General features: G+C 67.7%; 23 protein-coding genes and 1 pseudogene. 10 read left to right on the top strand and 14 right to left on the bottom strand.

Annotated elements, in window-relative coordinates; translation table 11 throughout:
* Positions 1-3: 3 nt before the first annotated feature.
* Positions 4-239: pseudogene (locus ACQI5H_RS06060) on the bottom strand (hypothetical protein).
* Between ACQI5H_RS06060 and ACQI5H_RS06055 the strand changes: the two are divergent.
* Positions 201-302, top strand: a complete 102-nt coding sequence (locus tag ACQI5H_RS06055) for a DUF7455 domain-containing protein (protein WP_427078609.1) — start codon at positions 201-203, stop codon at positions 300-302. The pseudogene ACQI5H_RS06060 and the gene ACQI5H_RS06055 sit on opposite strands and share 39 nt — an antisense overlap.
* Before the next feature lie 82 nt (positions 303-384).
* On the top strand, positions 385-1,362 hold the full coding sequence (locus tag ACQI5H_RS06050) for a YihY/virulence factor BrkB family protein (protein ID WP_427078493.1): 978 nt from the start codon (positions 385-387) through the stop codon (positions 1,360-1,362).
* Here ACQI5H_RS06050 and ACQI5H_RS06045 read toward each other — a convergent pair whose 3' ends face one another.
* Positions 1,363-1,602 (bottom strand): DUF3039 domain-containing protein, encoded by a 240-nt coding sequence (locus tag ACQI5H_RS06045; RefSeq protein ID WP_427078492.1) that lies wholly within the window; start codon positions 1,600-1,602, stop codon positions 1,363-1,365.
* A gap of 53 nt (positions 1,603-1,655) precedes the next feature.
* Here ACQI5H_RS06045 and ACQI5H_RS06040 point away from each other — a divergent pair, with 53 nt between their 5' ends.
* The 3 genes from ACQI5H_RS06040 (at position 1,656) to ideR (ending at position 4,062) form a co-directional block, all read left to right on the top strand.
* Positions 1,656-2,099 (top strand): DUF3099 domain-containing protein, encoded by a 444-nt coding sequence (locus ACQI5H_RS06040; protein ID WP_427078491.1) that lies wholly within the window; start codon positions 1,656-1,658, stop codon positions 2,097-2,099.
* 145 nt (positions 2,100-2,244) lie between these two features.
* A complete protein-coding gene (gene sigB, locus ACQI5H_RS06035) occupies positions 2,245-3,234 on the top strand; it encodes a sigma-70 family RNA polymerase sigma factor SigB (RefSeq protein WP_256386104.1) in 990 nt (329 codons plus the stop codon).
* A gap of 132 nt (positions 3,235-3,366) precedes the next feature.
* Positions 3,367-4,062: an iron-dependent transcriptional regulator IdeR gene (ideR, locus tag ACQI5H_RS06030; protein WP_427078490.1), complete on the top strand. Its 696-nt coding sequence runs from the start codon at positions 3,367-3,369 to the stop codon at positions 4,060-4,062.
* A gap of 21 nt (positions 4,063-4,083) precedes the next feature.
* Here the strand turns inward: ideR and ACQI5H_RS06025 are convergent, their stop codons facing one another.
* Complete coding sequence (locus tag ACQI5H_RS06025; protein ID WP_427078489.1) at positions 4,084-5,142, bottom strand: DUF4192 domain-containing protein; 1,059 nt, start codon at positions 5,140-5,142, stop codon at positions 4,084-4,086.
* Positions 5,143-5,254: 112 nt separating this feature from the next.
* Here ACQI5H_RS06025 and sthA point away from each other — a divergent pair, with 112 nt between their 5' ends.
* The gene (gene sthA / locus ACQI5H_RS06020; RefSeq protein ID WP_427078608.1) at positions 5,255-6,661 is read left to right on the top strand and encodes a Si-specific NAD(P)(+) transhydrogenase; all 1,407 of its coding nucleotides are present in this window, start codon (positions 5,255-5,257) and stop codon (positions 6,659-6,661) included.
* A gap of 1 nt (position 6,662) precedes the next feature.
* Here the strand turns inward: sthA and ACQI5H_RS06015 are convergent, their stop codons facing one another.
* Positions 6,663-7,481 carry a trypsin-like serine peptidase gene (locus ACQI5H_RS06015; RefSeq protein ID WP_427078488.1) on the bottom strand — a complete coding sequence of 273 codons (819 nt, stop codon included), beginning with the start codon at positions 7,479-7,481 and terminating at the stop codon, positions 6,663-6,665.
* Between the two features lie 206 nt (positions 7,482-7,687).
* Between ACQI5H_RS06015 and ACQI5H_RS06010 the strand changes: the two genes are divergently transcribed.
* Genes ACQI5H_RS06010 through ACQI5H_RS06000 form a run of 3 tightly spaced genes read left to right on the top strand, consistent with a single transcriptional unit; the run spans position 7,688 to position 10,450 of the window.
* On the top strand, positions 7,688-8,662 hold the full coding sequence (locus ACQI5H_RS06010; protein ID WP_427078487.1) for a proteasome assembly chaperone family protein: 975 nt from the start codon (positions 7,688-7,690) through the stop codon (positions 8,660-8,662).
* Positions 8,663-8,695: 33 nt separating this feature from the next.
* Positions 8,696-9,727 (top strand): alpha/beta fold hydrolase, encoded by a 1,032-nt coding sequence (locus ACQI5H_RS06005; protein WP_427078486.1) that lies wholly within the window; start codon positions 8,696-8,698, stop codon positions 9,725-9,727.
* A 36-nt stretch (positions 9,728-9,763) separates the two neighbouring features.
* Positions 9,764-10,450 (top strand): PhzF family phenazine biosynthesis protein, encoded by a 687-nt coding sequence (locus tag ACQI5H_RS06000; RefSeq protein ID WP_427078485.1) that lies wholly within the window; start codon positions 9,764-9,766, stop codon positions 10,448-10,450.
* Positions 10,451-10,473: 23 nt separating this feature from the next.
* On the opposite strand, the gene ACQI5H_RS05995 is transcribed toward ACQI5H_RS06000, so the two are convergent.
* The 3 genes from ACQI5H_RS05995 to ACQI5H_RS05985 all read right to left on the bottom strand — a co-directional run bounded on the left by ACQI5H_RS05995 (position 10,474) and on the right by ACQI5H_RS05985 (position 12,100).
* Positions 10,474-10,959: a peroxynitrite isomerase gene (locus tag ACQI5H_RS05995; protein ID WP_427078484.1), complete on the bottom strand. Its 486-nt coding sequence runs from the start codon at positions 10,957-10,959 to the stop codon at positions 10,474-10,476.
* Between the two features lie 9 nt (positions 10,960-10,968).
* Positions 10,969-11,448, bottom strand: a complete 480-nt coding sequence (gene nrdR, locus ACQI5H_RS05990; protein ID WP_427078483.1) for a transcriptional regulator NrdR — start codon at positions 11,446-11,448, stop codon at positions 10,969-10,971.
* Positions 11,449-11,605: 157 nt separating this feature from the next.
* Positions 11,606-12,100: a LysM peptidoglycan-binding domain-containing protein gene (locus tag ACQI5H_RS05985; RefSeq protein ID WP_427078482.1), complete on the bottom strand. Its 495-nt coding sequence runs from the start codon at positions 12,098-12,100 to the stop codon at positions 11,606-11,608.
* A 327-nt stretch (positions 12,101-12,427) separates the two neighbouring features.
* Here ACQI5H_RS05985 and lexA point away from each other — a divergent pair, with 327 nt between their 5' ends.
* Complete coding sequence (gene lexA / locus ACQI5H_RS05980; RefSeq protein ID WP_427078481.1) at positions 12,428-13,132, top strand: transcriptional repressor LexA; 705 nt, start codon at positions 12,428-12,430, stop codon at positions 13,130-13,132.
* Positions 13,133-13,141: 9 nt separating this feature from the next.
* Here lexA and ACQI5H_RS05975 read toward each other — a convergent pair whose 3' ends face one another.
* The 7 genes from ACQI5H_RS05975 to ACQI5H_RS05945 all read right to left on the bottom strand — a co-directional run bounded on the left by ACQI5H_RS05975 (position 13,142) and on the right by ACQI5H_RS05945 (position 22,251).
* Positions 13,142-15,472, bottom strand: coding sequence for a hypothetical protein (locus ACQI5H_RS05975; RefSeq protein ID WP_427078480.1), 2,331 nt, complete (start codon positions 15,470-15,472; stop codon positions 13,142-13,144).
* A 406-nt stretch (positions 15,473-15,878) separates the two neighbouring features.
* Positions 15,879-17,039, bottom strand: coding sequence for an acyl-CoA dehydrogenase family protein (locus ACQI5H_RS05970; RefSeq protein WP_427078479.1), 1,161 nt, complete (start codon positions 17,037-17,039; stop codon positions 15,879-15,881).
* A gap of 89 nt (positions 17,040-17,128) precedes the next feature.
* Positions 17,129-18,589: a GTPase HflX gene (gene hflX / locus ACQI5H_RS05965; RefSeq protein WP_427078478.1), complete on the bottom strand. Its 1,461-nt coding sequence runs from the start codon at positions 18,587-18,589 to the stop codon at positions 17,129-17,131.
* 46 nt (positions 18,590-18,635) lie between these two features.
* Positions 18,636-19,520: a diaminopimelate epimerase gene (gene dapF / locus ACQI5H_RS05960; RefSeq protein ID WP_427078607.1), complete on the bottom strand. Its 885-nt coding sequence runs from the start codon at positions 19,518-19,520 to the stop codon at positions 18,636-18,638.
* Between the two features lie 70 nt (positions 19,521-19,590).
* Complete coding sequence (gene miaA, locus ACQI5H_RS05955; protein WP_427078606.1) at positions 19,591-20,544, bottom strand: tRNA (adenosine(37)-N6)-dimethylallyltransferase MiaA; 954 nt, start codon at positions 20,542-20,544, stop codon at positions 19,591-19,593.
* 8 nt (positions 20,545-20,552) lie between these two features.
* Entirely contained in the window at positions 20,553-21,251 is a 699-nt protein-coding gene (locus tag ACQI5H_RS05950; RefSeq protein WP_427078477.1) for a hypothetical protein, read from the bottom strand.
* Positions 21,252-21,291: 40 nt separating this feature from the next.
* Entirely contained in the window at positions 21,292-22,251 is a 960-nt protein-coding gene (locus tag ACQI5H_RS05945) for a DMT family transporter (RefSeq protein WP_427078476.1), read from the bottom strand.
* Positions 22,252-22,494 lie beyond the last annotated feature (243 nt).

Below are 22,494 nucleotides of genomic sequence, written 5' to 3'. Positions count from 1 at the left end.
TGCCTAAACGCAGGCCGCAAAGCCCGTGAGAAACGACACACCCGATAACGATCGGGGAACAACGCGAAAACCGCGAACGTCTGAGACAGTGAATATACGAAGGAACGGGAGAAGCCATGAACGCAACTTTGACCAGTCCCGAGCTGACTAGAGCAGACCGCTGCGACCGCTGCGGTGCCGCGGCTCGGGTACGCGCCAAGCTGCCTTCCGGAGCTGAGCTTCTCTTCTGCCAGCACCACGCCAACGAGCACGAAGCGAAGCTCACCGAGCTGTCGGCCGTGCTGGAGGTCAGCGGCAACTAGATCTGCCGAGCTCACCCGCCCGCCCAACTCACCCACCCGCAATGTGGAGGGCGGGCGCGGTGATCGGTAATGCTGGACTCCTATGAGCGATCAGATCGCAAGGCCGTCCCGCCACCACATCTGGCGAATCAGTCTCCGGACCCTATCCAAGAGCTGGGACGACTCGATCTTTTCCGAGTCGGCACAGGCCGGCTTTTGGTCAGCGCTCTCGCTGCCGCCGCTGCTGTTGGGAATGCTGGGCAGCTTGGCCTATGTGGCGCCGCTCTTCGGCCGGGACACCTTGCCGTCCATTGAAAAAAGCATCATCTCCACGACCCACAGCTTTTTCTCGTCGAGTGTCGTCAACGAGATCATCGTGCCCACCATCCGCGACGTCACCGCCAACGCGCGGGGCGAGGTGGTGTCGCTGGGTTTCGTGATCTCGCTGTGGGCGGGATCGTCGGCGATTTCGTCCTATGTCGACGCGGTGGTGGAGGCGCACGACCAGACTCCGCTGCGCCACCCGGTGCGGCAGCGATTCTTCGCGCTGTTCCTCTACGTCGTGATGCTGGTGTTCGCGGTAATTGCCGCGCCGGTCATGGTGATAGGGCCGCGCAAGGTGAGCGAGCACATCCCGTTCACCTTGGCCAACGTGCTGCGCTACGGGTACTACCCCGCGCTGATTCTCGGCCTGGTGGTCGGCGTCGTGCTCCTGTATCGGGTATCGCTGCCGGTTCCGCTGCCGACTCACCGGCTGATGTTCGGCGCCGTGCTGGCGACGGCGTTCTTCGTGACCGCCACGCTGGGCCTGCGGTTCTACCTGAGGTGGATCACCAGCACCGGCTACACGTACGGCGCGCTGTCCACGCCGATCGCGTTCCTGCTGTTCGCGTTCTTCGGCGGCTTCGCCATCATGCTGGGGGCCGAACTCAACGCCGCCATTCAGGAGGAGTTTCCGGCGCCGGCGACGCACGCCCACCGGCTACGCAACTGGCTGCTGGCGCGCACGCGGGCCGTCAGGGATTCCAACAACGATTCACCATCGCAGCACGACGCCGCCGCGGCGGAACCGCCGGCCTGATCAGCCCTTCTTGAGCTGGTCGTAGATCTGCTTGCAGTCCGGGCACACCGGTGAGCCCGGCTTCGCCGCCCGCGTGACGGGAAACACTTCACCGCACAAGGCCACCACGTGGTTGCCCATGACCGCGCTCTCGGCGATCTTGTCCTTCTTGACGTAATGGAAGTATTTGGGGGTATCGCTGCCGGTCCCGTCGTCGACGCGTTCGTCGGTCTCGGTGCGTTCGATCGTCTGGGTCTGCATACCCCTCATTGTGCACTGCCGGCTGAAAAACCGGCCAAGCCGGAATGGATCGCGTGTGGGACAGTGGAGGAATGAAGCGCGGCTCCGATCAGGGGTTCGACGACGACAGGTTCGATGACTTCGACGGCCACAAGGGCCGGCCGGTGCTCATTACCGCCGCCGAACCGTCGTACGAAGAGCAGCATCGCGCGCGAGTACGTAAATACCTGACGCTGATGGCGTTCCGGGTTCCGGCGCTCATCTTCGCCGCGCTGGCATACGGCGCCTGGCACAACGGCCTGATCTCACTGCTGATCGTCGCCGCGTCGGTGCCGCTGCCGTGGATGGCCGTGCTGATCGCCAACGACCGCCCGCCGCGGCGCGCCAACGAGCCCCGGCGGTTCGACAACGAGCGGCGCCGCACCCCGTTGTTCCCGACGGCCGAGCGGCCCGCGATCGAGGCTCGCCGGCAACCGCTGCCGCACCAGGGGCCGGGCGACGACACAGGTTCGGCATAGGTTCCCGTCCGGCTTCGAAGCCGACCCGTCCCCCGGAACGCCGCTTCTCAGGACATTCTCAGGTCTGCGACACATTTCTGCACGTCAAGTCGTGTGAGATGCCGAATCGGCGGGAACTCCAAAGGCGGGTCTGTCGTTAAACGACGTGACAGTACAAGCCAATCGGGAGGTCGCTATGGCGAACGCCACCACTACCAGGATTGACGGCGATCTAGACGCTCAAAGCCCCGCAGCGGATCTAGTGCGCGTTTATCTGAACGGTATTGGTAAGACCGCGTTGCTCAACGCCGCCGGCGAGGTTGAACTGGCCAAGCGCATCGAGGCTGGGCTTTACGCCGAGCATCTGCTGCAAACGCGTAAGCGCCTTGGCGAGAACCGCAAACGCGAACTGGCGGCCGTCGCACGCGACGGCGAGGCCGCGCGCCGTCACCTGCTGGAAGCGAATCTGCGCCTGGTGGTTTCGCTCGCCAAGCGTTACACGGGCCGGGGCATGCCGCTGCTGGATCTCATTCAGGAGGGGAACCTGGGTCTGATCCGCGCGATGGAGAAGTTCGACTACACAAAGGGATTCAAGTTCTCGACGTACGCCACCTGGTGGATCCGCCAGGCCATCACCCGCGGCATGGCCGACCAGAGCCGCACCATTCGGCTGCCGGTTCACCTGGTCGAGCAGGTCAACAAGCTGGCGCGGATCAAACGCGAGATGCACCAGAACCTGGGCCGGGAAGCCACCGACGAGGAGCTGGCCGCGGAATCCGGGATTCCGGTCGAAAAGATCAACGATCTGCTCGAGCACAGCCGCGACCCGGTGAGCCTGGACATGCCGGTGGGCTCCGAAGAAGAAGCCCCGCTCGGTGATTTCATCGAGGACGCCGAGGCGATGTCCGCCGAGAACGCGGTTATCGCCGAGCTGTTGCACACCGACATCCGCAGCGTGCTGGCCACGCTCGACGAGCGTGAGCACCAGGTGATCCGGTTGCGCTTCGGCCTGGACGATGGCCAACCGCGGACCCTGGACCAGATCGGCAAACTGTTCGGTCTGTCCCGCGAGCGGGTGCGTCAGATCGAGCGGGACGTGATGGCCAAACTGCGCAACGGCGAGCGCGCCGATCGGCTACGGTCGTACGCGAGCTAGCACCGCTAACCCAGAACCAGGTAGCAGACAGTATGCCCGCCGCATCAGCGGCGGGCATACTGCTTGCCTAGGACGCGTTAGACCCATTCGCGCAGCTGGCCAAGTAGACTCAGCGTCAACGGAGGGTGCTGAATGAACGAGCTGGTCGATACCACCGAGATGTATCTGCGCACTATCTACGACCTCGAGGAAGAGGGCGTGACGCCGCTGCGCGCCCGGATCGCCGAACGGCTCGACCAGAGTGGGCCGACCGTCAGCCAGACCGTCTCCCGCATGGAGCGCGACGGACTACTGCACGTGGCGGGCGACCGCCACCTGGAGCTCACCGACAAGGGCAGGGCGCTGGCCATTGCCGTGATGCGCAAACACCGCCTCGCCGAGCGGCTGCTCGTCGACGTCATCGGTTTGCCGTGGGAAGAGGTGCACGCCGAGGCGTGCCGGTGGGAGCACGTCATGAGCGAGGACGTCGAACGCCGACTGGTCAAGGTGCTCAACCACCCGACCACCTCCCCGTTCGGCAACCCCATTCCCGGCCTCTTGGACCTGGGTGTGGGCCCGGATTCCAGGGCCGAGGACGCGGACCTGGTCCGGTTGACCGAATTGCCGGCCGGTTCGCCGGTGGCGGTGGTCGTCCGACAGCTCACCGAGCATGTCCAGGGCGACATCGACTTGATCACGCGGCTCAAGGACGCCGGCGTGGTGCCCAACGCGCGAGTGACCGTCGAGACCAGCCCCGCCGGCGGCGGGGTGACCATCCTGATACCTGGCCACGAAAACGTCACCCTGCCGCACGAGATGGCGCACGCCGTCAAGGTCGAAAAGGTCTGAGCCACACCCTTATTCACGCGGCTAGCCCGCGCGCCGGCGGAATGCGCGCCGCGGCGGCAACCGCACGCCGAGCCGCTTGGCCAAGCGATACCCGGTTACCGCCAGCTCGCGGATCTGCTCGGGCCGCAGACCGGACTGCAGCGCGGTGTCGAGCATGCCCGCCATCCGATGCTCCGGTGCGCAGCGCAGCGCGGCATCCAACGACACGCCGGCGAGCGGCCCGTCGCCGCGCGCGTACGCGCTGAACGCGAGCAACACCAGCGCCTCGACGCGCCACGGCAGCGGCAGGGCGCGTGCCAGGGCGGCCCACAACGACTCGGCGTCCCCGGCCTTCTGGCCGACCGCAAGGGCATACATGATGTCGCGCACCTGCGGGTCGCTCAGCGCGCAGCCCAATTCCGCCACCTCGGCGTCGGAGAGCGTTTGACCGCCGGCGACCCGGGCGCCGGCGGCCATCGCGCTGCGCACGTCGCGACGGCAGCGGACCGCGGGGTCCGCGCCCTGCACGGCCTCGCGCGCGGCTGCCCGCTCGGTCACCGCGACCGCCAATTCGGGGCGCTGCGCCCGCTCGTCGGCCGCGACGACGGCCTGCAGGTCGGCGCGGCGGCGATAGAGCCGCCGACCGTCGAGCACCGCCGCGGCCGCCAACGGCGACGCCGACGGGTCGTCGACCGCGCCGCCCGAACCGCAGCCGTCCACACAGTGCCAGCGCCCGCCCGCGGCCACCCGATCCACCACGTGCACCGCCCACAGCTCGATGTCGTGTCGTGCCAGCGCCTTCGTGAGCGCGGTGCTCAGCTGCCGGTACTCCTCGTTGCACCCCGGGCAGTCGGCGCCCTCGGCCTCGACGATCACCGCGATCGCGGCCTCGGGCCCGGCCGCGGCGGCGACCTCGGCGAGATGCCCCATCCGTTCGACGAGTTCCGGACCGAGGTCGACCCGCAGCACCGACCCCAGTTCGCCGTCGCCCACCGACACCAGGACCAGTGAATTCTCCGGAACGAAGCCGAGAACGGCCGGTAGCGCGGCGATTAGCGCGCCGGGATGGTTGAGGTTGAAATCTGCTCGATGCGTCGTCATGGGCCCACGCTGACGGCCGCCACCGTCAGGCCGTGCTCGCGCCCGGTGACCGGGCCCGCCGTCTGTGGAGAAAGTCGCGACTGTGGGCCTTATCGTCTATCTCATGGGTTCGATGCAGGAGTACGACATCGTCGTCATCGGTTCGGGACCGGGCGGCCAGAAGGCCGCCATCGCGTCGGCCAAACTCGGGAAATCCGTGGCGATCATCGAGCGCGGGCGCATGCTCGGCGGTGTCTGCGTCAACACCGGCACGATCCCGTCAAAGACGTTGCGGGAGGCCGTGCTTTACCTCACCGGGATGAATCAGCGCGAGCTCTACGGCGCGAGCTACCGCGTGAAGGACCGGATCACGCCGGCCGACCTGCTGGCGCGGACCCAGCACGTGATCGGCAAGGAAGTCGACGTGGTGCGCAACCAGTTGATGCGCAACCGAATCGACTTGCTGCTCGGGCATGGCCGATTCATCGATCCGCACACGATCGTCGTCGAAGACCCGGGCCGCAGGGAAATGACTACCGTCAGTGGGGAATTCATCGTCATCGCCACCGGCACCCGCCCCGCGCGACCGTCTGGCGTCGAGTTCGACGAGGAACGGGTGCTCGACTCCGACGGGATCCTCGACCTCAAATCCCTGCCCGCCTCGATGGTCGTCGTCGGCGCCGGCGTGATCGGCATCGAGTACGCCTCGATGTTCGCCGCGCTGGGCACCAAGGTCACCGTCGTGGAAAAGCGGGACGACATGCTGGATTTCTGCGACCCGGAGGTGGTCGAGGCGCTGAAGTTCCACCTGCGCGACCTCGCGGTGACGTTCCGCTTCGGCGAGGAGGTGACCGCCGTCGACGTCGGCTCGGCCGGCACCGTCACGACGCTGGCCAGCGGCAAGCAGATTCCCGCCGAGACGGTCATGTACTCCGCGGGACGACAGGGCCAGACCGACCACCTCGATCTGCACAACGCCGGCCTCGAGGTGGAGGGCCGCGGGCGGATCTGGGTCGACGACAAGTTCAAGACCAAGGTCGACCACATCTACGCCGTCGGCGATGTCATCGGCTTCCCCGCGCTGGCCGCGACCTCGATGGAGCAGGGACGGCTGGCCGCCTACCACGCGTTCGGCGAAGCCTGCGACGGCATCACCGACCTGCAGCCGATCGGCATTTACTCGATTCCCGAGATCTCCTACGTCGGGGCCACCGAGGTGGAACTGACCAAGGACGCGGTGCCCTACGAGGTCGGCGTCGCCCGCTACAAGGAGCTGGCCCGCGGCCAGATCGCCGGGGACTCCTACGGCATGCTCAAGCTGCTGGTGTCGACCGATGACCGAAAACTGTTGGGGGTCCACATCTTCGGCACCAGTGCGACCGAGATGGTGCACATCGGGCAGGCCGTGATGGGATGCGGCGGCACCGTCGACTACCTGGTCGACGCGGTGTTCAACTACCCGACGTTCTCGGAGGCCTACAAGGTCGCCGCGCTCGACGTGACGAACAAGATGCGCGCGCTGTCCCAGTTCCGCCGCTAGGTCAGCAGCTGTCGTCGAGGTCGTTCGGCACGGGATCGCCGGGCCCGCCGGCTTCGGCGCGGGCCAGCAACTGCGCGGTTTGAGCGTCGAACGGGGCCGAGTACGACACGTTCGCGGCGCACCCGCCGCGCTCGAAGCCACCGATCAGCCCGGTGAGGGTGGTGCCGCTGACCCACGGCGCGCCGCTGGTGCCGTCCACCAGCCCTTCGCACACCACTGAGGGGAACCCGGCGTCGTTGACCGACGTGCTGGTCTGACAGCCGATCGGCGAGCCGCCCACCCCGGCCGGATACCCCATCACCGTGACGTGGCTGCCGGGCGGCGGCGCGGTGCCCAGCGTGAGCGCCAGGCCCACATGTGATTCGACCGAGGTGCCGGCGTCGTTGCTGACCCGCGCGATCGCGTAATCGGCGTGCGGATCCTTGCCGGCCGTCCAGCGCGGGTCCAGATAGACGGCGTCGGCCTTCCACACCGCGGCGGGCTGGGCATCGCCGACGAGGCCGGGCGCGAAGGTGATCTTGGCGGCTCCGGCCAAACAGTGCGCCGCCGTGATCATCAGGTTCCCGCCCGCCGAATGCACGACGGAACCCGTGCAGACGTGCAGCGGCCCATTGTCGATGAAGATCGCGCCCACGCGCCTGTCCGGGTCAACCGGGCCCGCGACCGCCTTCTGCTGCGGCTGGCTCATCCGCTGCACCAACGGGCCGGTGGCCACGGGGACGGTGATGGTGGGGCGCGCATGATCGGCGGGCCGGTCGCACGACGTCAGCAACGCCGCCACCCCGATCACCGCACACAGCAACACCCTCGGCACGCGCATTTGAGTGCAATCATGCCTGACCACGCGCTCGCAGACACAATCAACGCGGACACGGTGTGTTGAGAGTTTTGCCTGCTCGGTGCGGGCCGCACGGTACCGCACAGATTAAGATCCAGCACCCGTGCGTTGCAGCAATTGGTGCCCATCGATTTGGGGGACACTGGTTTAGGGCACCCTGGAGAAACCCCCGAAAGGAGGCAACCCCGATGGCCCACGATCAAAACCGGGACGACGGGCTCTATCAGCCAGGGCAGCCCGGCATGTACGAGCTCGAGTTCCCGGCACCCCAGCTGTCGACGTCCGACGGCCGCGGCCCCGTGCTGGTCCACGCTCTGGAAGGGTTCTCCGACGCCGGTCACGCGATACGCCTGGCCGCTGGGCACCTGAAGGGGGCCCTGGACACCGAGCTGGTCGCGTCTTTCGCGATCGATGAACTGCTGGACTACCGCTCCCGGCGTCCGCTGATGACCTTCAAGACCGACCACTTCACCAATTACGACGATCCAGAGCTGAGCTTGTACGCGTTGCGGGACAGCGTCGGCACCCCATTCCTGTTGCTGGCCGGCATGGAACCGGATCTGAAGTGGGAGCGTTTCGTCACCGCGGTGCGCCTGCTGGCCGAGCGGCTGGGCGTGCGCCGCACGATCGGCCTGGGCACCGTCCCGATGGCGGTACCGCACACACGGCCGATCACGCTGACCGCGCACTCCAACGACAAGGAACTGATCGCCGAATTCCAGCCGTGGATCTCCGAGATCCAGGTCCCGGGCAGCGCGTCCAACCTGCTCGAGTATCGGATGGCCCAGCACGGCCACGAGGTCGTCGGGTTCACCGTGCACGTGCCGCACTACCTGACGCAAACCGACTACCCCGCGGCCGCCCAGGCGCTGCTCGAGCAGGTGGCCAAGTCCGGATCACTGGACCTGCCGCTGTCGGAGCTGACCGAAGCGGCCGTGGAAATCCGCGCCAAAATCGACGAGCAGGTGCAGGCCAGCGCGGAGGTCGCCCAAGTGGTGGCCGCGCTCGAGCGCCAGTACGATGCCTTCATCGACGCTCAGGCAAACAGGTCGTTACTGACTCGCGACGAGGACCTGCCTAGCGGCGAGGAGATTGGCGCAGAGTTTGAGCGATTCCTGGCCCAGCAGGCCGAGAAGAAGTCCGAGGACGACGACTCGGGCTAACGCTCAGAACTGGCCCGACAACGAGGTGGGCGGATGACTGAGCGGAAGCGAAAGAGCAATCTTCGCCCGGTGCGGGAAGTGACCGCGCCAACCCTGCAGTTCCGAACCATCCATGGCTACAAGCGGGCTTTCCGGATCGCCGGCTCGGGCCCGGCCCTGCTGCTGATCCACGGCATCGGCGACAACTCCACCACCTGGAATACGGTGCAGGCCAAGCTCGCCCAGCGTTTCACCGTGATCGCCCCGGACCTGCTGGGCCACGGGCAGTCCGACAAGCCGCGCGCCGATTACTCGGTCGCCGCCTACGCCAACGGGATGCGCGACCTGTTGTCCGTCCTCGACATCGAGCGCGTCACCATCGTGGGCCATTCGCTGGGCGGCGGGGTGGCGATGCAATTCGCCTACCAGTTCCCGCATCTGGTCGACCGGCTGATCCTGGTCGCCGCGGGCGGCGTCACCAAGGACGTCAACGTCGTCTTCCGGCTCGCCTCGTTGCCGATGGGCAGCGAGGCGCTGGCCCTGTTGCGGCTGCCCCTGGTGCTGCCGGCGGTTCAGCTGGCGGGGCGCCTGGCGGGCCTGGCGATCGGGTCGACCGACCTGGGCCGCGACCTGCCCAACGTGCTGCGGATACTGGACGATCTACCCGAACCGATGGCGTCGGCGGCGTTCAGCCGCACTCTGCGGGCCGTCGTGGATTGGCGTGGGCAGATCGTCACCATGCTGGACCGATGTTATTTGACCGAGGCCATCCCAGTGCAGATCATCTGGGGCAGCCGCGACGTGGTGGTCCCCGTCCGCCACGCCCGCATGGCACACGCCGCGATGCCCGGCTCCCGGCTGGAGATCTTCCAGCGCTCCGGCCATTTCCCCTTCCACGACGACCCGGCCCGCTTCATCGACGTCGTCCAGCGCTTCATCGACACCACCGAGCCCGCCGAATACGACCAGGCAGCGCTTCGCCAGTTGCTCCGCACGGGCAGCGGCGCGCAAACCGTCTCGGGCCCGGCCGACACCCGCGTCGCGGTCCTCAACGCCATGGGCTCCGACGAACGCAGCGCCACCTGATAATCGCGGCATTGTCCAGGGTCGTACAGTCGGGCCATGGGTATCGACGTCACGGTGCTGCGCGTGTTCACCGATCCGGACCGCAACTTCGGCAATCCGCTCGGCGTGGTCGATGCGGGTCAGGTCGACGCCGGTGACCGGCAGCGGCTGGCCGCCCAATTAGGCTACAGCGAAACGATATTCGTCGATCTGCCCGCCGCCGGCTCCCCCACCGCGCACGCCACGATCTACACGCCGCGAACCGAAATTCCGTTCGCGGGACATCCGACCGTCGGCCTGTCGTGGTGGCTGCGCGACAACGGCATGCCGATCAACACGCTGCGGGTGCCGGCCGGTCTCGTGCAGGTCGCCTACCAGGACGAGCTCACGGTCATCAGTGCACGCTCGGAGTGGGCCCCCGAATTGTTCGTGCACGAATTCGATGCGGTCGAGGACCTGCTCGCCGCCGACCCCGCCGATTATCCGGACGACACCGCCCACTACCTGTGGGCGTGGATCGATCGATCCGCCGGATCGCTGCGCGCCCGCATGTTCGCCGCGAATCTGGGGGTGGCGGAAGACGAAGCGACCGGGTCCGCGGCGATACGGATCACCGACCACCTCAGCCGCGACCTGCGCATCACGCAGGGCAAGGGCTCGATGATCGAGACAACCTGGAGCCCCGAGGGCTGGGTTCGGGTGGCCGGGCGCGTCGTCAATGACGGTGTGACACAGCTGAACTGAGCTCCGGCTGCCGCCGGGACCGCTCAGGCCTTGCGGTGCAACACCGCGGCGAGGTGATGCTGCATCGGTTGGCCGACTGCGCCCATCCGCACCGAGTACGACAGCTCGTCTCCGTCGATGCGCAACGAACGGCCAAGCGCAGACACCTCTTTGGCGGTCGGGGCCAATCCGACGTCGGTCGTGGACAACTCCACCTCGATGCGTTCGCCGGTCACCGAATACGTGCCCACCTCGATTTCGGTGATGCCGCTCGGGTGCGCCAGAACCAGCTCGACGTGACCCGGTTGCGGCACCCGAAGGTATCCGGTCTCGGCGTGCAGGGGTTTGCCGTCGGCCACCGCTTTCGTCTTCTGCGCATACGCCAGAAATGGTTTGCCCACATGGGAGAACACGACTTCCTCGAGATACTCGAAGGGCTGGATCGTCGGGTATTCTCCCGCGCCTCGACCGGCCCAGGTACCGAGCAGGGGCGCCAGCGCCGCGACGTCGGGATGCAAGTCGGCAGGCATGAAACCAGCCTAGCGAGTGGCTGGTTCCGGATCCGTCGGCACTTGGCGGTGCGCGCGCAGCGCTTCGATCTCGCGCTCGAAATCCTCCGCCGACGAGAACGACCGATACACCGACGCGAATCGCAGGTAGGCCACCTCGTCGAGGTCGCGCAACGGGCCCAGGATCGCCAGGCCGACCTCGTGGCTCGGGACCTCGGGCGACCCCGCCGCGCGCACGGTGTCTTCCACCTGCTGGGCCAGTAGGTTCAGCGCATCCTCGTCGACCTGCCGGCCCTGGCACGCGCGGCGAACGCCTTTGATGACCTTCTCGCGGCTGAACGGCTCGGTCACGCCACTGCGTTTGACCACGGCCAGGACCGCGGTTTCCACGGTGGTGAACCGCCGCCCGCACTCGGGACAGGACCGTCGGCGTCGAATCGCCTGGCCTTCATCGGTTTCCCGCGAATCGATCACCCGGGAATCGGGATGCCGGCAAAAGGGACAGTGCATGACCGCTCCTTCGCCGTGCGGATACCTCGCAGAACACTCCGAGCGTACCCGCGCGCCGCCCACCGGGGCCATCACCGCCGCGAGAAGAATCCGCCCATCACCGCGGGGGCCGAGCAGCCTTGGCGTAGAGCGGTTTTCGCAATAGACCGCCACGCCGTCAGCCGACCGGCGCGATCAGCGTCTGGCCGGCGTCCAGCGTGGGCGAGGTCAGGTCGTTGAGTTCGCGGATGCGGTCGGCCACCTGGCGAGCCGGCGCGTCCGGCGCCACCCGGTGCGCGACGTCCTGCAGGGACTCTCCGGCTTCGACCCGCACGACGGCCAGCCTGTCGGGCACCGCGGCGGCTTTAGGGCCGGAGTCGCCGTTGGCCAGCTGCCCGAGGTTCGCGACCAGCCCCAGCCACAGGGTGATCACCCCGGCGAGCAGGGAAAGCGCGACCGTCGTCAGCAGCGTGACAGGACGCTTGCGATGCGGCGCGACCGACATCGCGACGCCGGTGCCGTGATAGCGCATGGGCGCGCCGGCCGGCCGTGACGAGCGCGGACGGCGGGAGCGCACCAGGCGTTCCCCGTCGTAGCGGGGACAGTCGACCAGCCCACTGGCCGGGCGCCGGGTGCCGCTGGTCCGCGGCGAGACTGTGTGGATGACTGTCATGTCCGTTCCTCCGGTCAACTAAATCCTCGCTCGTGTGTTCGACTATAGTCGCTCGTGTGTTCGAAACCCGAACATTTGAGCGAAGCGTGTCGGACGAGCGAAACGTTAGACCCCGGCACCGACAAGTTCGTCGCCGATCGTCGGCCACCACCCCTCACATGCAGGAGAAGTACCCGGTCTGCCCGAAAGTTACACGCGTGTGATTCACCCGTTTTAGGGCCTTGATCCACCGGCCGTAGGGTCGTCGGACCCCTATCGTCGACAGTCGCGACACGCCAGTCGAACACATGTTTGATTCTTGACCGCCGTGCGGCTACATTCAGTGCCATGAGCGACAGCAACGACACTTCCGCCGCCGGCGCGGCCGGCCGGTTGCATTCCGTGGATCCATCGCTTACCGAGCGGCAGCGCACCATCCTCAAGGTCATTCGCGAGTCGGTGACCAGCCGCGGTTATCCGCCGAGCATCCGGGAAATCGGTGATGCCGTCGGTCTGACGTCGACGTCGTCGGTGGCTCACCAGCTGCGCACCCTGGAGCGCAAGGGGTACCTGCGTCGCGACCCGAACCGGCCCCGGGCCGTCGACGTCCGCGGTGTCGACGACGTCCCGGCGGCGGCGGTGCCCGTCACCGAAGTCGCCGGCTCGGACGCGCTGCCCGAACCCACCTTCGTCCCCGTGCTCGGGCGCATCGCCGCCGGCGGCCCGATCCTGGCCGAAGAGGCGGTCGAGGACGTCTTCCCGCTCCCCCGCGAGTTGGTCGGCGAGGGCGCCCTGTTCCTGCTCAAGGTGGTCGGCGACTCCATGGTCGAAGCCGCGATCTGTGACGGAGACTGGGTCGTGGTGCGACAGCAGAACGTCGCCGACAACGGCGACATCGTCGCCGCCATGCTTGACGGTGAGGCCACGGTCAAGACGTTCAAGCGCGCGGGCGGTCAGGTGTGGCTGATGCCGCACAACCCCGCATTCGATCCCATCCCCGGCAACGACGCGACCGTGCTCGGCAAGGTCGTCACGGTGATCCGCAAGATTTAGCGGCCGGCGTCAGTCGGCCTTCGTGAAACCGTTGGCCTGGGCGACTTCTTCGCTGGACAACCAGATTTCGGCGAGCGTGTCCTGGTAGAGCTCGCTCTCCGGGGTGTAGTACAAGCCGAAGCGAGCGCTGGCCTTGATGGGGTATCCGTCGGGCATCTGATACGGGTCGTCCAACGGCAGGTGGATGGTCGGGCGTCCGGCCGGGCCCGAGACCTCTTCGGCGTCGGCGGCCGCATGCCGCCCGGGCCTCGGCGCGGCGCCGGGGACGACGTCCGGTGCCGCGACATCAGGGGCGGTGTGCGCGACCGCGACGTCGGGATACACGACATCCTCGACCGACTCCGGCGCCGCGGCGGGGTAGGCGTCGTCAGGATGGGCGGCATCCGCTGGGGTATGCGGAACGGCCACGTCCGGATATTCGGCTTCGTCGGCCTCGGGATAGGCGGCTTCGTCAACGTCGAGGTAGGCCGCTTCGTCGTCTTTGGGATAGCCCTCTTCCGGATAGGCGTCCTCCGGATAAGCGGCCTCGGGGTAGCCGGCCTCAGGTGCGGCTACGGGATAGCCGGCCTCGGGGGTGGCTACGGGATAGCCGGGTTCGGCGAGAACGTCCTCCGACACGACGGGAATGGAATCGGTGTCCACCGCGTCGGGGTCTTCCTCTTCGATCCCCGACTCGATCCCCGACTCGATCCCCGACCGGTCCGCGTCCTCCTCGGGCGCCGACGGCCATTCGCCGCCGTATTCCGCGGCGGCCTCGTCGCCACGCGACCAGCTGACCCGCGAGTCGGCCTCGGCGCCCGCCTCTTCGGTCGGCTGTGGCTCGCCGAACAGGAAGTGATCGGTGGCGGCATCGGCGTGCTCGTGGGCGTCCGCTGGCGCGTAATCGTGGGCGTAGTCGTGGCCCCAATGCCCGTCGGCGACGGCGTCGTAGCCGCCGAGGTCGACGTCGCGGTCGTGCTCGTAGGCGGCGGCAGCCGCCGCGGCCTCCCGGCGGGCGCGACGCCGGCGCAACCCGAACGGCAGAAACGCCAGCAGCGCAAGCACTATCGCGAGCGGAATGACGACCAGCAGATACCACGAATGCCAGGCGAACTTGTTGGCGTGGGGCGGCATCGCCGCGCCGCTCGGCTGGTTCTGCCCCGACACCTGCAGGCCGGACAGCAACGGCGCCAGATTGGACGGGTCGGTGGAGAACGTGTTCTTCGCGCGGTTCCACGAGATCTTGCCGCCGGCGAACTTCTGGGAGATCAAGTCGCCGTCCACAGTTTGATCGCCGACCGGCGCACCCAGCTTGCCGGCGGCACCGCGAAGCTTGTCCCACGCGGCCTTCATCGCACCGCGGACGACGAACGCGCCGTGCTCGCGTGTCCAGAAGATCACCGGCTTGTCCGCCGCGGCGAACGTGCAGCTCCGGCTGGAGGGGATGCCGCCGTCGGACTCGTTGGCGATCGGGAACCCCAGGTCGCTGCCGACGGGCCCGCCCGCCGACTCGTACTTGGCCAGAATGTCGCTCTCGAGAGCGCTTGCGCCGGTGGCCGGGCTGAAAAACACCTTGCCGCCGGCAAAATTCTGGGCGATTCCGTCACCGCCGATGGGATATTGCCCGCCCTGCTTGGCGCCCAGCGGGCCGGAGGTGCCGCCCGCGGCACGCCAGGCCATGTTGATGGCCGCGGTGGGATCGATCGCCACCTGCAGCCCCTTGAGTTGGTCGGCCAATGCCGGCGGAGTGGTGGTGAAGTCCTTGGTTTTGCGGTTCCACGAGATTTGGCCGCCGGTGAACTTCTGCGAAGTGACCTCGCCGTCGTAGGTTTCATCGCCGGCCGGTGCGCCGAGGACGCCGCCGGAACTGCCGAGTTTGTCCCACGCGGCGTTCATCGCGCCGCGCACCACGAACGCGCCGTGCTCGGCCGTCCAAAAAATCACGGGCTTGTCGCTGGCGGAGAAGGTCGCCACCCGGCTGTCGGGTCCCGCGAGGCCGGGAACTTCGTTGATGGTCGGGAATCCCAGATCGCTGTTGACCGGACCGCCGAGCGTCTCGTATTTGTCCAGGATCGGCCCGTACACAAACTTGGCACCGGTGTCGGTGGTGTAGAACATCTTGCCGCCGTCGAAGTCCAGGACGAATCCATCACCGACCGGGTAGACGTCGCCCTTCCGGGCGCCCAGCGGTGAACCGTCGCCGCCGGCCTTCTCCCACGCGGCCATCATGGCCGCCTCGGCGTCGCCGATCGGGGATGCCGAGGCTCCGGGTGCCAGGAATGCCGCAGCCACCACGGCGGCCGCCATGCTGATCAGCGCGCGCCCGAATAGCCTGCGCAATCGACCTCCCTGCCCGTTCACCAAGCCTCCCAGCCGACGGATAGGCCCCGGTTTGTGGCCATGCCCGCATCCTGCAGACCCTGCGAGCGGGTGGTACCCCCACCGCGAGTGACTAACCCGCGGCGGTACGCATTATCGCCGGGCTCGCATAACTTTGCTCCAGCGAGCAGAAAATGCGAAGCCAAATCACGAATTTTGGGAAAACGGATACCACTCCGATGTCGAAATGATGCATGACGGGTCCCATGTCGCGACCGGCCAGCATCCAAACGCATGTGCCGACGGTACGCGAGGCCGTCAATTGGTCCGGAATCTACCCGGCCAAAACGGCGATATGCGAAATAGATCAATTTGCCGCGCGGTCACATTTCGTTGGCCGCCAACGCGATTGCGTTCCGCACAATGCGCCGACGGGCCGCCTCCGGGGCTAGACACCGAGGCCGCGGCCGATGATCTCCTTCATGATCTCGGTCGTGCCTCCGTAGATCGTCTGAACCCGGGCATCGAGATAGGCACGCGCGACCGGGTATTCGCGCATGTAGCCGTATCCGCCGTGCAGCTGCAGGCAACGGTCGATCAAGTGCACCTGCTTCTCGGTGGAGTACCACTTGGCCATCGCGGCCTGTTCGGCCGTCAGCTTCTCCTCGAGGTGCAGCCGGATGAACTCGTCGACCATGACGCGCACCACCGTGGCCTCGGTCGCCAGCTCGGCCAGCACGAAACGACTGTTCTGGAAACTGCCGATCGGTTTGCCAAAAGCCTTGCGCTCCTTGGTGTATTGCACCGTGTTGTTCAGCACGGCTTCCATCGCGGCGGCCGCCATGATCGCGATCGAGATCCGTTCCTGCGGCAGATTCTGCATGAGGTAGATGAACCCCTTGCCCTCCTCGCCGAGGAGGTTTTCGGCCGGAACATGTACGTCGGTGAATGACAACTCGGCGGTGTCCTGCGCGTCCAACCCGATCTTGTCCAGGTGGCGGCCGCGTTCGAAGCCCTTCATGCCGCGCTCGACCACGAGCAGCGAAAAGCCCTGCGCCCCCATGTCGGGATCCGTCTGCGCCACCACGATCACCAGATCCGAGTTGATCCCGTTGGTGATGAACGTCTTTGAGCCGTTGAGCACGTAGTGATCGCCGTGCTTGACAGCACGGGTCTTGATGCCCTGTAGGTCGCTGCCGGTCCCCGGCTCGGTCATCGCGATCGCCGTGATCAACTCCCCGCTGCAGAACTTGGGCAGCCAGCGCTGCTTCTGCTCTTCGGTAGCCAGGCGCAATAGGTACGGCGCCACCACGTCGTTTTGCAGGCCGAATCCGATGCCGCTGTAGCGCCCGGCGGTGGTCTCCTCGGTGACGATCGTGTTGTACCGGAAGTCGGGGTTTCCGCCGCCGCCGTACTCCTCCGGCACGGCCATACCGAGAAAGCCCTGTTTGCCCGCCTCGAGCCACACTTCCCGGTCGACGATCTTGGCCTTCTCCCATTCGTCGTGATACGGCGCGACGTGGCGATCGAGGAAGGCGCGGTAGGACTCGCGGAACAAATCGTGCTCGGGCTCGAAAAGAGTGCGCTGGTACTTGATGGCACCGCTCATAACTGACCTCCGGCGACGGGGACTCTGCCGCCCAAGATATACCAACCAGACGGTTGGTCGGCGGCTGGGCGGCCCGACCCAGCCGGGGCTTACTTCGCGGAGAACTCGCGCAGGCTCGCGGCCAGCGCGACCGGCACACGGGCCACCAGGCGAGTGCCCTGCGAGTTGTGCTCGGCCTGCTGTACCCGGCCGTCGGCGTGTACCCGGGCCACCAGGTCGCCGCGGTCGTAGGGGATCACGACGTCGACGGCGGTGTCGCTGGGCGCCGCGAGTTCGGCGATCCGGCGGCGCAGGGCGTCGATGCCGTCGCCGGTGCGTGCGGACACGAACAGCGCCCCGGGCAGCCCGTGGCGAAGCTTGGCCAGCATCAGATCGCTGGCGGCGTCCACCTTGTTCACCACCAGGAGCTCATGCGGCGCGTCGCCGCTATTAACCCCGCGGTCGCCCGTGTAGTCGGTAAAGACTTCCGAAATCACCTGCCGCACCGCATCGATCTGGGCGAACGGGTTGACGTCGGAGCCGTCGACCACGTGCACCAGCAGGTCGGCGTCCACCACCTCCTCCAGCGTGGAGCGAAACGCCTCGACCAGCTGGGTGGGCAGGTGCCTCACGAACCCGACCGTGTCGGTCAGCACGAACGGCCGAGCCCATTTGGTTCCGGGGTCGAACTCCGCGCGCCGGGTGGTGGGCTCCAGCGTGGCGAACAACGCGTCCTCGACCAGCACTCCGGCCCCGGTCAGCGCGTTGAGCAGGCTGGACTTGCCCGCGTTGGTGTATCCGACGATGGCGATCGACGGGATGTCGCTGCCGAGCCGACGGCTGCGCTGGGTGTCGCGAGCCTGCTTCATGTCCTTGATCTCACGGCGCAGCTTGGACATCCGCTCGCGGATGCGGCGCCGGTCGGTCTCGATCTTGGTCTCACCGGGACCGCGCAGGCCCACGCCGCCGCCGCTGCCGCCGGCGCGACCACCGGCCTGCCGAGACATCGACTCACCCCAGCCGCGCAACCGCGGCAGCATGTACTCCATCTGGGCCAGCGACACCTGCGCCTTGCCTTCCCGGCTGGTGGCGTGCTGGGCGAAGATGTCGAGGATCAGCGCGGTGCGGTCGATGACCTTGACCTTGACCGCCTTCTCCAAGGCGGTCAGCTGCGCCGGCGACAGTTCACCGTCGCAGATGACGGTGTCGGCGCCGGTTGCCAGGACGACCTCGCGCAATTCCTGCGCCTTGCCCGAGCCGATGTAGGTGGACGGATCGGGTTTGTCGCGGCGCTGGATGAGGCCTTCGAGCACCAGCGAGCCGGCGGTCTCTGCCAGGGCGGCCAGCTCGGCCAGGCTCGCCTGGTTGTCGGCCGCGCTCCCCTGCGTCCACACGCCGACCAGCACCACACGCTCGAGGCGTAGCTGGCGGTACTCGACCTCGGAGATGTCGGCGAGTTCGGTCGACAGCCCGGCGACGCGGCGCAGCGCCGATCGGTCTTCGAGGGCGAGCTCGCCCGCGCTGGGTTCTGGATCCGGCTGATCGTGGAAGGGAGTTTCGGGATGAGTCATAGGCAATTAGCAATAGTGCACGCTAAATCGGTTGCGCGCACCCGATTTAACGCTGCTGTGCGCGCCACCATTCCTCGCTGATCTCGCCGCGCGCCACCAGCACCGACGGCCCGCGCAGGTAGCTGGTGGCGTCGGTGATGGTGACCGTGATGTCGCCGCCCGGCACCCGCACGGTCAGCGTCCCGGTGTCGGCGCCGGCATCGGCCAGCGCGGCGACCGCGGCGGCGACCGTTCCCGTGCCGCAGGATCGGGTTTCGCCCACCCCGCGCTCGTGGACCCGCATGTGTGTCACCCCGTCGACGGCCGGGGTGAGGACTTCGACGTTGACGCCGGCGGGGAATTGCGCGCGGTCGAACTGCACCGGCGCCGCCACGTCCAGGGCCGCGAGCTCGTCGGGACTCAGCCGCCGATCCACGCACGCCAAGTGCGGGTTGCCCACGTCGACCGCCAACCCGCTGAATCGCCTGCCTCCGACGACGGCGGCAAATGCGTCCCCGCCGCTGCCCAGCCGGTTGGCCTTGCCCATGTCGACGGTGACGTCGGCGTCGGTCGCGTCGGCGCGGTGCAGGGTCACGGGCCGCGGGCCGGCCAGCGACCCGACGACGAACTCGTCGCGCGACTCCAGACCGCTGACCCGCAGGTAGTGCGCGAAGACTCGCACACCGTTGCCGCACATCTGGGCGATCGATCCGTCGGCGTTGCGGTAGTCCATGTACCAGTCGCTGGACCCGACGCCGTCGGGTAATCGCTCGAGCACCCCGGCGGCCACCGCCGCGTCGGCGGTGGTGATCCGCAGCACGCCGTCAGCGCCCAATCCGCGGCGCCGGTCGCACAACGCGGCCACCGACGCCGGGGTGAGCGCCAGTTCGGCGCCGACGTCGGGCAGCAGCACGAAATCGTTCTGCGTGCCGTGCCCCTTGGCGAAGATCAAGTGCGCCGCTCCTCTATCCCGGCTTGAAATATCCGAGCCGGCATCATCGTCGTCGGCGCGGATCACCAGCTCAGGATACGTGCCGCCACGCCCGCACCGCTTCTTCGACGAGACGCCGACGGTCGGCTTCCCCTTTTTCAGACTCGAGCCAGTGCACCCGGTGGTCCCGGCGAAACCAGGAGCGCTGCCGCCGCACGTACCGGCGGGTGCCGACGTAGGTCTGCTCGCGCGCCTCGCGCAGTAGGTCGGGTGTTTCTCCAGTTTTGGAGCCGGCGTCCAGCGCGGCGAGCACCTGGGCGTAGCCCAGCGCACGCGAGGCGGTGACGCCGTCGCGCAGGCCCTGTGTCAGCAGCGCGCGTACCTCGTCGACCAGGCCTTGCTCGAACATCGTGTCGGTTCGGCGCGCCAATCTCTCGTCGAGAAGCGTTGTCTCGCAGTCTAATCCGACGATGACGGTGCCCCAGCGCGGAGTGCCGATGCGCGGCGCGGACGCGGCGAAAGGCCGCCCGGTGAGCTCCACCACTTCGAGCGCCCGTACGGTGCGCCGGCCGTCGGTGGGCAGGATCGCGGCGGCCGCCGCCGGGTCGCGCCGGGCCAGCTCGGCGTGCAGGGGCCCCACCCCCTCCTCGGCGAGTCGTCGCTCCCAGCGCGCGCGTACCGCGGGATCGGTCGCGGGGAACGACCAGTCGTCGAGCAGCGATTGGATGTAGAGCATCGAGCCGCCGACCACCACCGGCAGCGCGCCCCGGGCGGCGATCGCGTCGAGGTCGGCGGCGGCGGCCCGCTGGTAGCGGGCGACGGTCGCGGTCTCGGTGACGTCGAGCACGTCGAGCTGGTGGTGCGGGATGCCGCGGCGGGCCTCGACGGGCAGCTTGGCGGTTCCGATGTCCATGCCGCGATAGAGCTGCATCGCGTCGGCGTTGACGATCTCCACGGCGACCTCGCCGCCGAGGCGCTCGGCGACGTCGAGCGCCAGCTGCGACTTGCCGGTACCGGTGGGGCCGATGATCGCGAGCGGTCGCACGGCTTGGCTCACGGCTGCCAGGCGCCGACGAAGTAGCCCACACCGTAGGGCGCTCCCCGGTAGAGCTCCTTGGCCGATCGCGGTCCCGGTTCGACCAGCCCGGCCAGCACCTGGAAGGCGACCCGGCCCTGGATCTCGGGCGGCAGCCGGGTCAATGCGGCGGCGTCGCCGTTTGCCAGCGCGTCGTCGAGGGCCAGCTGGGCGTCGGCGTTGCCGGGGTGGTAGCCGCCGGGCGCGCTCGGTGTCAGGGTGTTGGCGCCGTCGGCGACGACCAACACGCCCACCGGGTCGGGCGTCCGGTCGATCGCGGCGCGTAGTTGTCGGCCATACGTCAGGGCGGTGTCGGCGTCATGGTCGCGGTAGACGTGGACCCGCGCGCTGGCCTCGGGCCGGACCTGCTCGCGGACGCAGGCGGCAAGCAACGCGCACAGGGGCATCTCGATAGGCATCTCGGCCGGTGGCTCGGCCGCGGTTTGGGGCGACAGCCGGACGCGCACGTCGGCGCCGAAACCCGCGAAGGTACCGACGCCGTCGGGACCGAGGACGTCGTCCGCTCGGCCCGTCCCGACGACGATCCAGCGCGGCGGCAGCAGGGCGGCCGCGGCAAGGACCGCCGAGGACACGTCTGCCATCTCGGCGGCGGCCGTTCCAGCGAGCTGCGGTACGAGCACCGGCGCCGAGGGAATGATCGCGATGGCGCTCAGCACGCCACCAAACTAACGGACGGATCGACGACGGCGGACTGCGTCAGGTGATCGTGCGGCTTTCCTCCGACGGGGCCGAGTCGCTGCGCGGGGGTTCGTCCTGCGCCGCAGGCGCGGTGCGTTTGAGGTCGCGCCCCGTCTCCGCCGCGATCGACGCGGCCTCCCCGCGGGCCAGCGCTACCGTCGCGACGATCACCATGGCCACCGCCAAGACCAGCACGATCGCCTGGGGCCCGTGGGCGTCGAACGTCTCGCCGAGAAGAAAGACCCCGAGTGCGCCGCCCACCAGCGGCTTGGCCACGGTCATCGTCGGCAACGACGCGGTCAACGCCCCGGCACGGAAGGCCGACTGCTGGAAAATCATCCCGGCCAACATCAGCACCAGCCACGGAAAGAACTCGGGCGAAGTCACGGCGGCGCCCAAGCCTTCTTCGAGCAGTTCGACAAGGCCCTTGGTCAGCACTGCGAACAACGCCAACGACGAACCCGCCACCAGGGCCAGCAGCACGGCCGCGGTCGGGCGACCGGACCAGATGCGCGCCCCGAGCAAACACAACACGAGGACGGGACCCATTACCAGGGCCACGATGATCCACTGGGACAGCGCCCCCCGCTGCTGGCCGACTGTCGGGTCGCCCACGATGATGACCACCGCCAAAGAACCGGCCAGCACGATCGCCCAGATCCACTCCCAGCGGGTGACCCGGTGCCCGGTCAGCCGCGCATAGATCGGCAGGGCAAACAGCAGCGCGGTCACCTGTAGCGAGGTCACCAAGACCACCGACCCCCACGCCAGGGCCCCGGCCTGCAGGCTGTAGTTGACGATCGCCGCCAGGCCGCCCAACCACCACCGTTTGTCGCGCAACGACATACGGAACAACTCGAGGTGCCCGACGTGTTTGTCGGTGATTTCGTGTGCGGATCGCTGCCGGATGACGTCGCCGATCGCGGAGGCCAGCGCCGCACACAAGGCAATCAGTGCAGCGATGTCCACTTTGGACATGGGAACCCCCTCACCAGCGCTCCCCCCAAAGCTTTCCGTACACGTGCAGTTTCATACGGGTTCTCGACTACTGTAGTTCGACTGTAGTTCGACGGGGACGCCATCTCGGACACAACGCGGCGCGGCGACCGCATCAATATTTATCGCCAGCCATCACCATAGAGGGCGGCCAAGGTGGCCGCGCATGGTCCACCAAGCTGCTTGAATACTGTGGGAAGCGCTTAGGGAGTATGGGTGCCGCTA

It is taken from the genome of Mycobacterium heidelbergense (assembly GCF_050205645.1).
Lineage (GTDB): Bacteria > Actinomycetota > Actinomycetes > Mycobacteriales > Mycobacteriaceae > Mycobacterium > Mycobacterium heidelbergense_A.
This window is presented reverse-complemented; position numbering and strand designations above follow the sequence as displayed.

Coding starts and splice junctions, on each gene's coding strand:
- ACQI5H_RS06050 (WP_427078493.1), top strand. CDS start 385: ATGAGCGATCAGATCGCAAGGCCGTCCCGCCACCACATCTGGCGAATC.
- ACQI5H_RS06045 (WP_427078492.1), bottom strand. CDS start 1,602: ATGCAGACCCAGACGATCGAACGCACCGAGACCGACGAACGCGTCGAC.
- ideR (WP_427078490.1), top strand. CDS start 3,367: ATGAACGAGCTGGTCGATACCACCGAGATGTATCTGCGCACTATCTAC.
- ACQI5H_RS06025 (WP_427078489.1), bottom strand. CDS start 5,142: ATGACGACGCATCGAGCAGATTTCAACCTCAACCATCCCGGCGCGCTA.
- sthA (WP_427078608.1), top strand. CDS start 5,255: ATGCAGGAGTACGACATCGTCGTCATCGGTTCGGGACCGGGCGGCCAG.
- ACQI5H_RS06015 (WP_427078488.1), bottom strand. CDS start 7,481: ATGCGCGTGCCGAGGGTGTTGCTGTGTGCGGTGATCGGGGTGGCGGCG.
- ACQI5H_RS06010 (WP_427078487.1), top strand. CDS start 7,688: ATGGCCCACGATCAAAACCGGGACGACGGGCTCTATCAGCCAGGGCAG.
- ACQI5H_RS06005 (WP_427078486.1), top strand. CDS start 8,696: ATGACTGAGCGGAAGCGAAAGAGCAATCTTCGCCCGGTGCGGGAAGTG.
- ACQI5H_RS06000 (WP_427078485.1), top strand. CDS start 9,764: ATGGGTATCGACGTCACGGTGCTGCGCGTGTTCACCGATCCGGACCGC.
- ACQI5H_RS05995 (WP_427078484.1), bottom strand. CDS start 10,959: ATGCCTGCCGACTTGCATCCCGACGTCGCGGCGCTGGCGCCCCTGCTC.
- nrdR (WP_427078483.1), bottom strand. CDS start 11,448: ATGCACTGTCCCTTTTGCCGGCATCCCGATTCCCGGGTGATCGATTCG.
- ACQI5H_RS05985 (WP_427078482.1), bottom strand. CDS start 12,100: ATGACAGTCATCCACACAGTCTCGCCGCGGACCAGCGGCACCCGGCGC.
- lexA (WP_427078481.1), top strand. CDS start 12,428: ATGAGCGACAGCAACGACACTTCCGCCGCCGGCGCGGCCGGCCGGTTG.
- ACQI5H_RS05970 (WP_427078479.1), bottom strand. CDS start 17,039: ATGAGCGGTGCCATCAAGTACCAGCGCACTCTTTTCGAGCCCGAGCAC.
- hflX (WP_427078478.1), bottom strand. CDS start 18,589: ATGACTCATCCCGAAACTCCCTTCCACGATCAGCCGGATCCAGAACCC.
- ACQI5H_RS05945 (WP_427078476.1), bottom strand. CDS start 22,251: ATGTCCAAAGTGGACATCGCTGCACTGATTGCCTTGTGTGCGGCGCTG.